The organism is Paraburkholderia sp. MM6662-R1, from assembly GCF_050436245.1.
Taxonomy (GTDB): Bacteria; Pseudomonadota; Gammaproteobacteria; order Burkholderiales; family Burkholderiaceae; genus Paraburkholderia; species Paraburkholderia tuberum.
In genome coordinates this window covers 3495229-3509576 of sequence record NZ_JBNDLV010000001.1, presented here as the reverse complement: position 1 = coordinate 3509576, position 14348 = coordinate 3495229, and the positions used below count along the sequence as shown (strand labels likewise).

The following is a 14348-nucleotide window of genomic DNA, read 5'->3' as shown; positions in this document are numbered from 1 at the left end:
ATGATCGCCGCGGAATCAGCGGAGCAGGTCTGAACCCCGCGCGAGCAGACGTTCCGGCAACCCTGCGGCGGGCGGCAGCCAATATTGCGCGCATGCTTACCAGAATCTTGTCAGCCAGTTCGGCATGCAAGCCTCAATGAGCAGACGAGGAAACTGCTTTGACAATGCATCGATCGAATCATTTTGGGGAACGCTGAAGAGCGAGTTGGCCTATCGTCGGCGGTTCGCCAGTCGGCAGCGGGCGCAGCAAGAGATCACGGAATACATCGAGATCCCTTATAACCGGCAGCGGACACAAGCGCAGCTTGACTATCTGTCTCCCGCGGTTTTCACGCAGCGTTTCTACTTGAACAAGATCGCTGCTAAACCCGTTGGCGTCCACGGATTCCGACCGGCCTCATTAACTCTCATGCCATGAATCCACGCCATAACGCTACTACTGCGCCGCAACTCGCCCGTCCTGCGCACGCGGCATACATCGACGGTTTGCGTGCGGTCGCAGTGTTGTCGGTCATCGTTTATCACCTGTACGCGCAGTGGTTACCCGGCGGGCTTGCAGGGGTCGATATCTTTTTCGTGGTTTCCGGGTTTGTTGTCAGCGCATCCGTTGGAAACCTCGAATCGATGCAGTTGTCGCGCTTCGTGTTCTATTTCTATTCGCGTCGAGTGCAGCGGATCGTGCCAGCGCTCGTGGTGTGCCTGCTGGTGACCGGCTTGTTTTCAGCACTGTTCATTCCAAACGCGTGGCTGAGCGATACCAACAAATACACCGGCTTCTTTGCTTTCTTTGGGTTGAGCAATGTGGTGCTCGCGTTCATCGGTGATGACTATTTTTCGCCACGCGCCGAATTCAACCCGTACCTGCATACCTGGTCGCTTGGGGTAGAAGAGCAGTTTTATCTGATCTTTCCATTGCTTTTCTTCATGTGGGTGAGCAAACGTCCGAGAAAGACGCTTTGCGTTGTTCTGTTCGCCGGCGGGCTCGCTCTGTCCGTGTTGAGCGCATGGTGGCTTTCGAGGCGAAATGAGGGGCTAAACTTTTACCTGATTCCAGGGCGTTTCTGGGAATTGGCATCCGGTATCCTGCTATACCAGTTCCTCGCGCTCGCGAAGCGCCCGCTCGGCGTGATCGACCGCAATGGGACGCTGGGTTCGATGGCGTTGCTCGTTGGTTCGCTGGTGCTGCTTGCGGCTGGTTTCAAGGTCTTGCGCCCGGAGCAGCTTCCTTTTCCGGGAGCGCTGCTGCCGGTTGCCGGCACGCTTGGCGTACTGTACGCGCTGCACGGAAGAGCGCCGCGGGATTGGCTGCACAGGCTGCTCATTTCACCAGCGGTGACTTTCGTCGGCAAGATCTCATATTCGCTTTATCTCTGGCACTGGCCTGTGATCGTGCTGCTGCGGTGGACGACGGGGATCGATGCGCCTGTCTGGCGCGTGCTTGCGGCCGTACTGAGCTTCGCGCTGGCGACGGCGTCGTGGTACTACGTCGAGAATCCTGTGCGGCGCTCGGCGGTCCTGAAAGGCATGCGGCGTCCCGCTCTCGTAGGTGCGGGCTTAGCTACGTTGACGTGCGCAGCGCTGTTGTGGGTCGGCATTCAGGCAGCCCAACTGAAACTGAATCTGTCGCTGAGCGTGGTGTCACAACGTGCCGACGACTGGTATCCGAGCCGCCCCCTTGAGCCCAGCAATGACGGATGTCTGGACACGTGGAATAGGACGAAGCTCAACGGGGGGCCCGTATGGACATATTCACGTGCGGGATGTTCGCTTCCGGCGACCTATCGCGGGCGCCTGTACGTGATCGGCGATTCGCACGCGATGGCCTACAACAGGATGTTGCGCGAATTCGCCCGGGATACTGGCGTGAAGGTCTTCGCGTACAACAATGGAGGCTGTCCGTTCATTGCTTTGCTGCCGCGCAAACAAGATGAGGTGGCGAGCTGTGCGCCGGGGACGGATGCGGCAATCGCTCAAATCGAGGCGCAGGTCAGGCCCGGCGACGTGGTCTTCCTGCCTTCGCTGCGGCTGCCACGTTTCTCCGACGAGTGGGCCCGCTTCGACGACTCGAGCGCCTGGGGCTACATGTTTGGTCCAGAGGCCGTGCAAAGCCGGGTAGACGGCGTGCGAGAGGCCATTCCAATCTTGCAGAAACTGGCAGCCAAAGGGGCGAAGGTCATCCTGGAGGGGCCGACACCCGAGTTTCGGAGCCAGCCGTTCCGATGTTCGGACTGGTTCAATCGCGACAATCCCATCTGTTCCGGCGGCGACCGCATCGCCCGTGCGGATCTGGAAGCCTTGCGGGCGCCGGTGCTCGAATCCTATGCGCACATCGTGCAGGCGGTCCCCGAAGTTAGCGTATGGGACCCGTTGCCACGACTGTGCCCAGATTCGGTCTGCTCAACGCACACCGCCGACGGCCGGCCGCTCGTCTTCGATGGCGATCACCTCAGCGGCTATGCGAACAGGCTTCTGTTGCCAAGCTTTAAGAAGCTCGTCAGCAAGCTTATGGAAGCGGGGTCCGCGAGCTGATGCGGGGAAGAGTTCCGGCGATGGCTGGCGAGGTAGTTAGTCCGAAGATCGAGTACCGGCTGTGCGAGCTTGGGTACTGTCAGGTTGACGGAGGGGGCGACGAATATTATGGGGTATGCAGAAAGGTTCCCTGTCCGTTCTGCCGTCGGCCGATGCACCGGTTTCGTTCAACGGCTCACCCGCGGCCCTTCTCTGGCCCGGGCGGGTGTCGCGGTGGATAACCTGTGAGAAGGCCAGGTTGTAGCTCGAGTTCGCCCGCTGCCGGTCTGACCTTGTCGCTACCCTTGCCGTTGTGTCCTTGGTGTGGTCCCCACGTGCGTGGGGATGAACCGTACGGCATTAGCGCGGCCTCGTATGCGAACAACATGGTCTCCACGTGCGTGCGTGCGGATGAACCGATGACAGAATAGTCGTGGACGGCGCCAATCAAGTTGGCCGACCGGCCGTGCTGCTTGACGCTGTCTAAGTCGCCCGATCAGGCGCGCGAGTGGTCCCAACGCGTTTCCTCCAACGAAGCGTCGGAATCGGCGCAACATTCGCGTGCCATGTGTTCGGGCAAGCGCCAACTCATCAAGCCACGATTCGCAGCCCGCGTTGTGCAGTGATTTATACCGGCAACGTCCTTGGCAAGGGGAGCCGAGGCTGCGGCGAACCGGTTCAACCTCACCGGTTGCAAGGTATTTCTGGAAAGCGAAAATCCGGCCAGCGTGAGCGTCCGTTTCGGATCAAGATAACAGGCCGTTGTGGGTCGCTATGTAAACCTCTGCATAGCGACCCTGCCCTGCCGTTTGCTTGTCCGTCGGCCGAATGGCCGCCTTGAGATGGGATGCGACACAGCCTCCTGCCGGCATAATCAGGAAATCTGCCAGTGCCGACAAGTGGGGCCAAGCCGATTCCCTCGAGCATGCACGCTGCTCGCCCGAGGCCATTGTTGACGCGCCCGCGCATTGAAGTCATTGATCAATCGGCTGAACCAGTCGTGCAGTAGTGAGCAAACTGTTCTGCCGAGAGCGCGAAACCCTTCTGCTTGGCGAGTTCCCAAGGACGTTCGCATTGGTGCGTGGATTCACACCAGGAATACCCAGCCGAACCAATACAACCATGTGCATCGCGATCTGCACCGACAACGGGTGACGGGCTGCTGGGCGGCGAGGCCGCGCAAGCGCTTAGCAAGCATGTCATCGTGACAGTGGCCAGGTAAAGAGAAAAGTAGTCTCGGCGCATAAAATGAGTCCCGGATTTGTGTGACGTCGGATTTTGGTCTTTTTGCCGTTTGCGAGTCGCGCAATAGCGCTTGTGGGCTAACCGGCAGCGAGCCGCTGCCGGTTCCGACCGCGCTCGATGCTAACGGCCAATCTGCTGTATCCCCGCCAGTCGCCAGGCGGGGTCGCCATGCTCGTGGCCCACGATGTTCCAAACCTCCTCAAACGGTTGCGCCGTCTGCGCGTCCTCGTCTTCCCGCATCTGGCCGTGAAAGCGAAGGCTAACCAGTGTTTCGCTGCCATTGTGTTCCGTGCTCAACAATTCCACGTCCAGCTGCGTGATTTCCGTATGGCTCGGCTGGTTGCCCCGATCTTCCAGGTCCCGCTTGATCACCGCGAACATTTCCGGGGTTGTCAGCTCGAAAAGGTCGCCTTGTTCGTTCTGGTCCCAGGCGCGTTGCAGACGCAGGAACAAGGTCTTGGCCGATGCCAGCAAGACCGCCTGATCGAGCCCGACAGGCAGCCCCGGCACTGTCGTTGTTTGTGCCGCTGCGGCGGAATTCATCGCTGTGCGCGGCCAGGCACCGAAATTCGTCTCAGGCGCCGCCTGCCCGCTCTGATTCATGAGCAAGGAGCCGTTCATGCGCTGCCCGTTCGCCGCGTCGTGCCCATAAGCGAGATCCGGACGGCGCCGGTTGGCAAGGAAGCGGAACAGCATCATGCCGGCGACAATCACGAGGCCGATCACCACTACGCTCGACAGCATCTGGGCCAGCCCTTCACCCAGCCCCAACGACGACATCAGCGCGGCAATGCCGAGTCCAGCGGCCAGGCCGGCGAGCGGGCCCATCCAGCGGTTGGCTGGCTTCGCGGCAGCGGCCGCCGGTGCGGCCTGCTGCGCCGGTTGAGCTTGCTGGCTCCGTTGGCCTTGCCCGGACGGCGACGCCGTCTGCGACTGGCGGCCGACACTACTACCACCGCCAATACGCTTCGCTTCGGCATGGTTGGATGCGACAGTGCCCGCGACGAGCACTAGCGCCATGGCCAGGACAGCTGCACCACGCGTCACGACACTCGCAAGGCGTCGCAACTGATTGATTGTGTGCGAATACATAAGAATCTCTTTCGTGTAGGACAGAAACTCGCGAAGGTCGCCCGAACGCGTCTTTCCATCGCGGACCGCAAATAGCGAGCAATACCGCTCGTACGATGCCACCGTAGCCGTGCAAGCATGGCTTGCTTAGACGGCATCAGGCTCAGCGCTCCAGGTGCACTCGCGTTGACTCGCGCGGCGCCTCGCGACGCGCGCCTGGCGCCTGCGGACGATCGAAGAAACGGCGCGGGCAAGCGCGAGATCGAGGGCGCCGCGCCAGTCTTTCGCAATCGACGTCACCACGACCGGATTCGCACCGGGCACCTGCACCTGCACCTGGCAACGCTTATCGAGTCCGCGGCGCGGGCCGTTGACGTCGGAGAGATTGACGGTGGCCCGGGAAACCAGCCAGGCCATCCGGCGGAACACAAACTGGGTGCGTTGGCGCGCAAAGCTGCGCAAGCGTGCAGCTTCAATGTCGCAGGACTTGAACAGGACTTGCATGAGACCTCCATCAGAAACAGAAAGAAAAGACGGGTTAGCGAAACAACGACCGCCGGGGCGGAAGCCTGTGTGCTTAGTCGTTGAAGCCAGTTTATCGGTTTAACGCGCCATTACAATCACCTTTCACCCAATAAATACTTGTCGCGTCTGCAACGTCACCCCAGTGGGCGCAAAGCAATTACAAACGACGAAACGCCGGAGCGAATGACGAATTCGCGCCGGCGCAAAAATGCAATGAAACGCTAATACTGGAAGGGGATGGAATGCCGGTCTGCGCGGCTGAATGCAGGCCCGGTTGCAGACGATGAAGCGGCGACGATGCCGCTCGCCGGAGATCACCGGGCCGGGCAGTTGAAAGCGCCCGGCCATCCGGCTGATAGCCCATTAACTTCCTTTGTAGATCGAATGATCCGAGGCCACCTGGGTCGGTGCGCCGGAAGCGGCCGAGCCCGATTTCACGCCACCGTGGCCACTGAGTGCCGGCTGAGCCGCCACGCTTTTCAGCGCGGCCTGGAGGTGCGTGGGGTAGTGCGCGTCACCGTGGTTGCCGTCGTAGCCCGCTTGCCGCAGCTGGGCCAGCTCCGCGCGCACTTGCTCACGGGTGAGGGGGCCGTTGCTGTTAGCGGATGCCATCGTCGGCAGAGCGAGGACCGAAACGAGTGCGATAACCGGAATGAATGTTTTAGCCATGGTTAATTCTCCAATTTAATTTCAGAAACAGAAAATACTGGGTTAGCGAAACAACGACCGCTGGGGCGGAAACCTGTGTGCTTAGTCGTTGAAGCCAGTTTATCGGTTTACCGCACGATTACAATCACCTTTCACCCAACAGATACTTTCCGCATCTGCAACGTCATCGGGGTACCTCGCGGCGCAAAGCAATTACAAACGACGAAACGCCGGAGCGAAACGAATTCGCCCCGGCGCAAGAATGCAATGAAACTGTCGCTAATACTGGAAGGGGGATGGAATGCCGGTCTGCGCGGCTAAGTACAGGCTGCCGTCACGCGCGTTCGTCAGGCCGCTGGCCGCGACCTGCGCAGTCGTGGTGGTCTCGTGCAAAATCCAGGCCGGTGTTGGTTATCGCCGCAAGACGTTATTCATCGTGGCCCGGCGTCCTGCGACTGCGCGCCATCGAATCGCACCCAGTTGGGCGCACTGCCGGACAGCGGTGCGCCAGCCTACAGCAAAAGCAGCGTTGCCGAGACGACGCACGTCGGCACGACGGCAGCGAGCAACAGGCCGAGCAGGCTGACTGACTCATCATGGAATCCCTTGTGCACGATGGCGAGTCCTGCGGGATTCGGCGCGTTGGCGATCACCGTGAGACCGCCTCCAGCCACTGCGCCGGCCAGCAGCATGTACTTCGCCTGGTCCGGAAGGCCCGCGATCAGCGAGCCGAGATAGGTAATCGCCGCGTTGTCCATGATCGCCGTCAGGCCAAGCGCGCCGGCGTAAAGTGCGTAAGCATCGAGCGATGCGACGACCGGCTGCAGCCACCATCGCTGCAACCCCCCGAGCACGACCAGGCCGCCGAGAAAGAACGCTACCAGCAGGCTCTCGCGCAACATCAGCGGCGACTGGTACTGCTCGTATGCCTGCGTGAAGCCCAAAAAGAAAAGCAGGAGGCCGATGAAGATAACCGGGTGATGGGCCGACAGCACCACCGCGACGAGAAAGCCGGTGTGTATCAGCGTGACGCCCGTCGGAACGGGAACCGCGGCGGCGGGCGCGTCGTTGCGCTCTGCGTGCTTCGGGAGCTTGCGGTGCATGAATAGCAGCAGGCCTGTTGCGTTGACCAGCACGGCAATGGCCGCCTTCCAGCCAAACTGCGCCGCCATAAACGCGCTGTCCCATCCCCAGGCGGCGGCAACCATCAGCACCGGAGGCGCGGCATAGGCGGTCAGCAAGCCGCCGACCGACACGTTGACAAACAGCACCGCGAGCGTCAGATATTTCCAGTGTTCGGCGATCGGCGACCTGAAAAGCCGGTCTCGCAGGATCAGCGCTGCCAGCGTCATTGCGGCCGGCTCCGTGATGAACGAGCCGAGCAACGGAACGAGGGTCAGGGAAAGCCAGATGACGCCTGTTTCCGTCTTGACGGGAAGGACCCGCGCGATGTGCGACACGAGCGTCGTGACCGCGTCGAGAATGGGCCGGCTCGCGGCGATCACCATGATCACGAAGACAAACAGGGCTTCGGTGAAGGAGCGCGATTCAGCATAGGCCACGGCCTGCGCAGAACCGGCCAGCGCGACGATAGCCAGACACAGGATCAGGGCCCAGAGGCCGAAGACGACTTCCACTTCGCCGAGAAAGTGAAACAGGCCCGCGTGGTGCGGGTGCCGGTGGGCCAGAACCTCGAAGCGTTTCGCGAGGAGCGTATGGAGCAGGGCCAGTCCGAAGATGACTGTGCCGGCGATTTCAACTGAATGTGGCATGTGTTCGCTTTGAATGGCGATGGAACGGACTCTGGAACGCACGCGGTTGGTGTTGCCGCCGGCCGAATCGCTGGCCTCGCTTTTAGGCAGCTCTCAGCGTAGCCACGACATCGTGCCGCGTATCGGTATCGACGCGGGCAAGCAGCCTGACCGTGTGGAGGCCGATCCTGAGCGCGTCGACTTCGAGAAAGTTTCCGGAGGCCGCCATGAGGTTTGTAGTGCAAATTAATTGTGTCAATCCAGAATTCTGGCGACAGGGCCGAGCGGCGCCTGGAATTCGTTGAACTTAAATTCTTATCGAGGGGCTAGCCGGACTCAATGGCCAGTTGACAGTTTCATTTGATCTATGAGGGTTGGCGGCCGAAATTCCCCTCGATTCTGCGCGTGAAGCATGCGCGGCAGCAATTGGCGTGAGGCGTCTAACGCGCTCAGCCATTCACATCTGATCGCCTGGCACGGACCCTTTGTTCAATGGAGTGTTACTCCGGCATCGCCGACGAATGGTGATTGAGGATCTTCCACTCCCCATCAACCTTCTTGTACACGAATGTATAGCGCGCATGCACCTTCTGATGCTTGCCGTTCTTCACCGTGTCGAACGTATAGACGCCCGTGTCCAGCGCCGAATCGTCGCTCAGCAAACGGATCTCGCGGAGGTTGATCGTACCGTGCGGTTTCAGCTTCAGAAACTTCACGAAATAGTCCTTGATGCTGGCGGGAGTCGTGCGGACTTCATTGGAAACCGTTGGCTCCAGTACGGCATCGGGTGCGTACAGCCTGGCAACGGAGTCGGCGTCGCCCGTTGCGAGCGCCTCATTCCACCGATCGAACAGCGACGCGATTTCAGCTTCGCGCTGATTCGTCGGCGCCACGGCGATTTCGCGATAGACCTGCGGTACGAGGGCTTCGCCTGCAAACACGCTAGTGCTGAAAACAACTGCGGCGGCGATCAAAATCTTCTTCATTTTTGCGTTCAATCCATTTAAACGAGAGCCAACGAGGAGTCGGGAAACTACAGCCACCAGGCGCCTTAGGCTACAAGGGAACCTTTCAGGTATCGCCGGCTGCCAACGGCCAGCCAGCTATGTCGTCAGTCGACCTGTCTGGGACGTATTGTGATATTACACCCAATATTGATGTATTCGTCAACTATGACGTCATAGGAAAGTTTTAGCCTCGTTGTTCGCAAACGCTTCGCGCGAACAGACGCCTGATGACGTTGCAAGCGCGGAAACTCACGCGTCGACGCGCACGACGCAACGCTACGACCCACATTCGAGCGCGATCCAGTTTGAAGAGGTTGAGCGGATAATCAAGCAATTCGCGCCGTCGAAAATTCTTTTCACATTCGACGGCATGCACGATTTGGACAGAGTAATAGATCGCCTCGCTAATGCGTTCCAGAACGCATTGTTGACAATCCAGCCCGCTGTGTCGAACGGCCGAAAGGGCCGGGCCCGGACGGTCGACCTGTGTTGCTGCGGTTGCGCCGCAGCATCGCCGCCAACTTCCGTAGCCGACCCACGTCCGACGTCAGGTCCGACGTTGTGCCAGTGGCCGTTTCCACGTGGACAAGCGGCGGTCAAACTCTTTGTTCGACCATCGGCGGTCGGTACGTTCTACTCCTGTAGACTGCCGCAATGACCCAAGAAATCGATTACCTCAATCCCAGCCTTCCTTCTGGCCTTCGGCGCGTGTCAATGCCCGTGGTCGATGCGACCCCCACAACGCTTGATGGATTCGGCAGGCTTGTAGCAGACCCGAGCGAGTGTTCGATCGAGATTGTGCAGTGGCCGGCACTGGGTGCAAGGCCCGTTGACCCCGGAACCGGTGATGAGGCAGGCACGACCGAAGGCACATTTGTGAGCGAATGGCGCGGGGACATTCTGTACGGTCGAAACGAGGCTGTGGGCGGCAACTACATCCTTGCGTACGCAGTGGAGCCTGAAGCAGCCCGTGACGACGACACCAATGTACCGGAGCGCATGTTGCTTTGGCACGCGAACTACCACCCAGACGGTGGACAACTGTTCTTTCCTCTCGACCATCGCCCGTTCTACGTTCCCTTGGCGCTGCCCGGGGACGACATAGCGCCAGAGAAGTTCGTGTGCTTTCGCTTTGATGGACAGCAGGGCCTCTACATCCATCCAAACATCTGGCATGAAGGTGTGTTCACTCTCGAAGGAACCCAGCGGTTCTTTGACAAGCAGGGCGCCGTCCACGCGCGCGTCTCTGTCGACTTTGCCCGCGAGTTTGGTTGTCTCCTCGAGGCACCGATTGCCCGCGACGCCCAACCCCTTCGAGGCGGCGGCCTACAGCTGTAGCGCGAAGGGAACACCCGCTCCCGCCCCGAAGCGGTTGGCCATCGCATAACGGGCGCCAGCGTCCCCATCTAAAGGTCCAGCGGACATACGTCCTCGGTTCGCCGGTATCGCATCCCTTTATGAGAGTGATGAGGCGCGCGCCACGCGCACGAAGTATCCCTGAAATCAACGGACGTCACCGACAGGCGAACAACGTTAGTCATCGTTCGTCAGGAAAACTGCGAAACGACGTGTCGATTCGAACGTGGAAAACGCAATGACCAGGCCGACGGTGATCGGCACTGCGAGGAAGGCGCCCGCGATGCCCCGGATCGACGACCACACCGCCAGACTGATCAGGATCACCTCGGGGCTCAGGTTCAGTGAGCCGCCCATCAGCCACGGGTCGAGGAGATGGCCGACCACGAAGTTCGCGAGCGTGAGCGAGATGAACAGCACGATCGCCGCGTTCCACTGACCGAACTGCAGCGCGGCGAGCAGCGTCGGCACCGCGACCGAGATCCACGAGCACGCATACGGGACGAAGTTCAGTAGGCCGGCCAGCACCGCCCAAAGCTCCGCGAATTCGAGTCCGACGAGCCGCATGCAGGTCCAGCTCGCGATGCCAAGGATCGCGCCGAGCAGGGTCTTCATCGCGAGATAGACGCCGATCTTCGAGTTGATCTCGTCGATTACCGACACGATCCGCGTGGAGTCGCCCGCGAAGTTCACGAGCTTGCGGCGGTATTTCGCGTGCTCGATGAGAAAGAACGTCGCATAAAGCAGCACGACGATGATCGCCGCGAGCAGCGACGACACCGACGACAGCGTGGCGGTTATGATCGCCTGCACGTTGACGCTCGCTAACAGGTCGCGGCGGATCGCAGCCCAGTTGGCCTCCGTTTCGATGTGCAGCAGCGCGGCGAACTTCGTAAACAGTACGAGCAGCGTCGCCTCGTACTTCGGCGCGACGGCCATCAGCCGGTCCCTGTCGGACAGCAGCAGGTCGACCGACAGGTAGACCGTGAAGAGCATCAGCGTCGCAGCGATCGCGTGGCGCAGGCCGTCCCGCAGGCGTGCACCGAGGTAGGGAACGCGGCGCAGCAGGTTGGCGAGACCGAAGACCACGTACGTCGCGATGATGCCAAACGCAACTGGCACCAGCACGGGGCGGCCGACATACAGTCCCCACCCGGGCAGTGTGGCGAGCACGGCCGCACATGTGCATTTCAGCAGGCCCGGGTTCATGCGTTTCCTCGCGAGCAGCGCTGCCTGGCGGGTTGTGGGCCGCCGCGTCAGTCGCAGGGGGACTTTTCGTCGGGTAGCGTCGGGTCGGCGGTGCGGCGCTTGCGCCGTCCTCGCCACAGCAGGCTGACGACGAGCGCGACGACACCCGCGCCGATCACGATCGCCATCGCAGCCGGCAGGTGCGAGCGGACCCACGGCACGTTGCCGAAAAAATACCCGGGACCCGCAAGTGAGCATATCCAGATCACCGCGCCGCCGGTCGCGAAGCGCACGAAGCGGCGAAACGGCATCTTCGTCGCGCCGGCGAGCGCGGGCGCGACCGCCCGGACGATTGCGATGAACGGAGAGTACAGCAGCAGCGCGGCGCCGTGACGTACGTAGAGCGCGCGCGTTCGCGCAGTCACCTTGTCGATCCAGCCGCTGCGCTTCGGGTTCCATACCGACGCGACGGCACGTGCCAGCGCATAGTTGAACACTTTTCCTGCAACCGCGGCCGCGACCAGCAACGGCGCGAGCCACACAGGCTGCAGCACGCCGACGGCAGCGAGCGCGCCGGACAGGAACAGGAGCATGTCCGCGGGCAGAATGACGAGCGGCAGTACGCCGACACTGCAGAAGACGATCGCCCCGAGGATTGCGTAGGCCAACGGCCCATGCCGGACCAGCAGCGCTTCGAGGTCCTGGTCCAGTTGCAAGACGAATTGCACGAACGTGGCCATGTGTGCCGGCTACGTGTCCGTTGGTGGAGGAGGAAGTATAGCGGCAAGCGCGCGGCAGTCCCGCGCTTCGGCGAAGCGCTCTACAACTCGCTGGCCGAACCGAGACAGCTGATGGTGGTGAGGCGGCTGAACATAACGACCGGATGGGCCGCGTCGACGAAACCTGGTGGCGGGAGGCGATCGGCTTCCTGCTCACGCCTTCGCATTGAAATATGAAAGCACGCTCCGTCCCGTCGAGCTGGAAACGCTTCTATGTCCTCGATGCGAAGAGCAGGCCTGTCGAGGTGTTCGACCGCGGCGAGTGGTCGCGCTGGATGACTGAGAACGAACTGATCTTCCGCCGCTCGCTGCTGGACGAATCCGGCGTGACGGTCACGACCCGCTTCCGCGGTGTGTCCGAACCGAAAACCGGGGAGGTTTCGCTGTTCGTGACGCGCATCGCCGGAATGGAAGCGCGAGACAACACGAGCTACGGAGCACGTACGCTCGATGAGGCGCTGGAGCAGCATGAGCGCATCGTGCAGAAAATCCTCCGGATGCTGACCGCGCGGTGATCGCCACAGCGCGACGATTCTCCGCGAGACGCAAATGCCACAGAAGGCGCAAGGGCGTGTAGATTAGGATCTTGTTGCGACCCACCACTGTGTCTTCGAATCGGTCGCCATCCGAACCAGTCCTGAAGTTGCACAGGAGCCGGCATGAACACGAAGCACAGCAAGAAAGGGCATCTCGAAGCCGCGGCGTCACACCACGAGCAGGCCGCGCGACATCACCGCGAGGCGTCGCGGCATTTCGATGACGGTCAAGACTTTGCCCACGCCGCACATCAGGCGATGATGGCCCATGGCCACACGTTGCATGCGATCGATCAGGCACACGACGCTGGCGCGCACAGCGCCAATACGCCATCAATAACGCCTCCATCGACCGGCTCAGGCGCAAGTGCCGCGGACGTGGCAAAACATCATGCGGCGGCCGTGGAGCTTCACATGCAGGCGGCGCAACATATGCGCCACGCCGTCAAGCTCTTCGATCAGGATCGTAGCGCGGCCTCCCACGACGCACAGCTAGCGCTCTCCCTTGCACTGCGCGCTTTGTCCCATGGCAACGAAGCAGCCAGACTATTTGTCAAGCTCGCTGCCAGTGGTGCATCGTGAGTTAAGGCCGGTTGAATTCAAGCCAGTCACATCTTATTTGGTGGAGTATTCGGAGTGGTGCGGTATCCGCTTATACCGATTCTTGAGCGCACCGAAAGGCCTGCCGCAAAGATCCGCGCATTGATAGGTATGGCGCAATCCAGCGCGCCACTCGCGACCAGGCCTTTCGCTCCGCTCAGGTGAAGCCGGTAAGGAAAGGTGCTCAACCGGCGTAGCGCTGAAACTGGCTCGTTCAACTACACTTCGTCGCCTGAGCGGACGGGCAAGGAGGAACGCGCTGGTCATCTGGGAACGAGCTGTAGATGCGGTGCTGTACGCGCTTAAACCGCGACCGCTAAAAGAGCCGCTGATGGATGTTGGATTCGCTCGTTGACAATGAGATCAGGACTCAACTCTTGTTTGTTGAACGACCCAAACTGGGCCGAAACCAGAAGTTCCTCTCCCTGCTCGCGCGAGGCCACGCAAGTACTAGTGCATGGTATGCGTGACGTGGAAATAGATTTCAGGCGCCTCATCGCGCCCCGTCCTGCGCTTCGCGGTCCGACGCATCAATGCACGCATATGCGGCCCACGTACGAGATTTGCCGAAACCGCCGCATTGGCATCGCGGAGCGCAGTGGCCAGTTCGTGCGCAAATATGCGTTGAAACACCGCCAGCGCTCCTTCATTTCCTCTACCACCCGTTGCGAATAGCCAGCGGGCGAGTCACGACAACCATTTGCGGTATCGCGCTCGAAAAACTCATCCGCTATCCGCTGCGCCGCCGTTTGCCAGTTATCCCGATTCGCCGGTTCACCAGCCTCGGTGGGTAGTTTCGCATCGCACACTGGGAGCGCCATTTCGTCGGGCAAGTCATCCCAGATGTCCCGCCACGCCTGCAACACGATCCGTAGCACACCGAACGTGGTCAGCCCGACATCGCCGTCGTTATAGGGGAAGCAGTACACGCACAACGTCAGCCAGCACACCAGCACGATCACACCGAAAGTCACGCGCGACAGCCGGCTCAGCACTCTCGCGCACAGCGAAAACAGAAACAGAACGGCAAACCATTCGGCGCTGATCGACCACGACACGAAGTTCCAGCTCGCTTCGCGACGAAACATCGGCCGACGAACACCAGAAACGTCACCAGATACAGCGGATACACGC

The 14348-nt window shown here is 60.8% G+C and carries 14 protein-coding genes and 1 pseudogene; 5 read left to right on the top strand and 10 right to left on the bottom strand.

Annotation, left to right across the window (positions count from 1 at the left end):
* Positions 1-73: 73 nt before the first annotated feature.
* A pseudogene (locus OKW39_RS16685) lies at positions 74-418 on the top strand (IS3 family transposase); the annotation flags it as partial.
* Positions 415-2529, top strand: coding sequence for an acyltransferase family protein (locus tag OKW39_RS16680; RefSeq protein ID WP_429563058.1), 2115 nt, complete (start codon positions 415-417; stop codon positions 2527-2529). The pseudogene OKW39_RS16685 and the gene OKW39_RS16680, both read left to right, overlap by 4 nt.
* 960 nt (positions 2530-3489) lie before the next feature.
* Here OKW39_RS16680 and OKW39_RS16675 read toward each other — a convergent pair.
* The 7 genes from OKW39_RS16675 to OKW39_RS16645 form a co-directional block, all read right to left on the bottom strand.
* Positions 3490-3753: a hypothetical protein gene (locus OKW39_RS16675; protein WP_429335159.1), complete on the bottom strand. Its 264-nt coding sequence runs from the start codon at positions 3751-3753 to the stop codon at positions 3490-3492.
* A 120-nt stretch (positions 3754-3873) separates the two neighbouring features.
* Entirely contained in the window at positions 3874-4845 is a 972-nt protein-coding gene (locus OKW39_RS16670; RefSeq protein WP_429335160.1) for a Tim44 domain-containing protein, read from the bottom strand.
* Positions 4846-4971: 126 nt separating this feature from the next.
* Complete coding sequence (locus tag OKW39_RS16665) at positions 4972-5328, bottom strand: hypothetical protein (protein WP_090801418.1); 357 nt, start codon at positions 5326-5328, stop codon at positions 4972-4974.
* A 384-nt stretch (positions 5329-5712) separates the two neighbouring features.
* A complete protein-coding gene (locus tag OKW39_RS16660; RefSeq protein WP_429335161.1) occupies positions 5713-6018 on the bottom strand; it encodes a DUF4148 domain-containing protein in 306 nt (101 codons plus the stop codon).
* A 491-nt stretch (positions 6019-6509) separates the two neighbouring features.
* Complete coding sequence (locus OKW39_RS16655; protein ID WP_429336593.1) at positions 6510-7769, bottom strand: putative Na+/H+ antiporter; 1260 nt, start codon at positions 7767-7769, stop codon at positions 6510-6512.
* Between the two features lie 82 nt (positions 7770-7851).
* Positions 7852-7977: a PliI family lysozyme inhibitor of I-type lysozyme gene (locus tag OKW39_RS16650; protein WP_143037115.1), complete on the bottom strand. Its 126-nt coding sequence runs from the start codon at positions 7975-7977 to the stop codon at positions 7852-7854.
* A gap of 271 nt (positions 7978-8248) precedes the next feature.
* The gene (locus tag OKW39_RS16645) at positions 8249-8734 is read right to left on the bottom strand and encodes an SgcJ/EcaC family oxidoreductase (protein ID WP_429335162.1); all 486 of its coding nucleotides are present in this window, start codon (positions 8732-8734) and stop codon (positions 8249-8251) included.
* A gap of 675 nt (positions 8735-9409) precedes the next feature.
* On the opposite strand from OKW39_RS16645, the gene OKW39_RS16640 reads away from it, so the two are divergent.
* The gene (locus OKW39_RS16640; protein WP_429563057.1) at positions 9410-10093 is read left to right on the top strand and encodes an ureidoglycolate lyase; all 684 of its coding nucleotides are present in this window, start codon (positions 9410-9412) and stop codon (positions 10091-10093) included.
* Between the two features lie 195 nt (positions 10094-10288).
* Here the strand turns inward: OKW39_RS16640 and OKW39_RS16635 are convergent, their stop codons facing one another.
* Positions 10289-11320, bottom strand: a complete 1032-nt coding sequence (locus OKW39_RS16635) for an AI-2E family transporter (RefSeq protein ID WP_429563056.1) — start codon at positions 11318-11320, stop codon at positions 10289-10291.
* A gap of 47 nt (positions 11321-11367) precedes the next feature.
* Positions 11368-12039, bottom strand: coding sequence for a VTT domain-containing protein (locus tag OKW39_RS16630; RefSeq protein WP_187613216.1), 672 nt, complete (start codon positions 12037-12039; stop codon positions 11368-11370).
* A gap of 212 nt (positions 12040-12251) precedes the next feature.
* Here OKW39_RS16630 and OKW39_RS16625 point away from each other — a divergent pair, with 212 nt between their 5' ends.
* Together OKW39_RS16625 and OKW39_RS16620 are read left to right on the top strand one after the other, a co-directional pair.
* On the top strand, positions 12252-12593 hold the full coding sequence (locus OKW39_RS16625) for a hypothetical protein (RefSeq protein ID WP_429563055.1): 342 nt from the start codon (positions 12252-12254) through the stop codon (positions 12591-12593).
* A 144-nt stretch (positions 12594-12737) separates the two neighbouring features.
* A complete protein-coding gene (locus OKW39_RS16620; RefSeq protein WP_167368584.1) occupies positions 12738-13196 on the top strand; it encodes a hypothetical protein in 459 nt (152 codons plus the stop codon).
* Positions 13197-13744: 548 nt separating this feature from the next.
* Here the strand turns inward: OKW39_RS16620 and OKW39_RS16615 are convergent.
* The gene (locus tag OKW39_RS16615; protein ID WP_429563054.1) at positions 13745-14302 is read right to left on the bottom strand and encodes a hypothetical protein; all 558 of its coding nucleotides are present in this window, start codon (positions 14300-14302) and stop codon (positions 13745-13747) included.
* Positions 14303-14348 lie beyond the last annotated feature (46 nt).

Coding starts and splice junctions, on each gene's coding strand:
- OKW39_RS16665 (WP_090801418.1), bottom strand. CDS start 5,328: ATGCAAGTCCTGTTCAAGTCCTGCGACATTGAAGCTGCACGCTTGCGC.
- OKW39_RS16645 (WP_429335162.1), bottom strand. CDS start 8,734: ATGAAGAAGATTTTGATCGCCGCCGCAGTTGTTTTCAGCACTAGCGTG.
- OKW39_RS16625 (WP_429563055.1), top strand. CDS start 12,252: ATGAAAGCACGCTCCGTCCCGTCGAGCTGGAAACGCTTCTATGTCCTC.
- OKW39_RS16640 (WP_429563057.1), top strand. CDS start 9,410: ATGACCCAAGAAATCGATTACCTCAATCCCAGCCTTCCTTCTGGCCTT.
- OKW39_RS16650 (WP_143037115.1), bottom strand. CDS start 7,977: ATGGCGGCCTCCGGAAACTTTCTCGAAGTCGACGCGCTCAGGATCGGC.
- OKW39_RS16670 (WP_429335160.1), bottom strand. CDS start 4,845: ATGTATTCGCACACAATCAATCAGTTGCGACGCCTTGCGAGTGTCGTG.
- OKW39_RS16635 (WP_429563056.1), bottom strand. CDS start 11,320: ATGAACCCGGGCCTGCTGAAATGCACATGTGCGGCCGTGCTCGCCACA.
- OKW39_RS16675 (WP_429335159.1), bottom strand. CDS start 3,753: ATGCGCCGAGACTACTTTTCTCTTTACCTGGCCACTGTCACGATGACA.
- OKW39_RS16615 (WP_429563054.1), bottom strand. CDS start 14,302: ATGTTTCGTCGCGAAGCGAGCTGGAACTTCGTGTCGTGGTCGATCAGC.
- OKW39_RS16655 (WP_429336593.1), bottom strand. CDS start 7,769: ATGCCACATTCAGTTGAAATCGCCGGCACAGTCATCTTCGGACTGGCC.
- OKW39_RS16660 (WP_429335161.1), bottom strand. CDS start 6,018: ATGGCTAAAACATTCATTCCGGTTATCGCACTCGTTTCGGTCCTCGCT.
- OKW39_RS16620 (WP_167368584.1), top strand. CDS start 12,738: ATGAACACGAAGCACAGCAAGAAAGGGCATCTCGAAGCCGCGGCGTCA.
- OKW39_RS16680 (WP_429563058.1), top strand. CDS start 415: ATGAATCCACGCCATAACGCTACTACTGCGCCGCAACTCGCCCGTCCT.
- OKW39_RS16630 (WP_187613216.1), bottom strand. CDS start 12,039: ATGGCCACGTTCGTGCAATTCGTCTTGCAACTGGACCAGGACCTCGAA.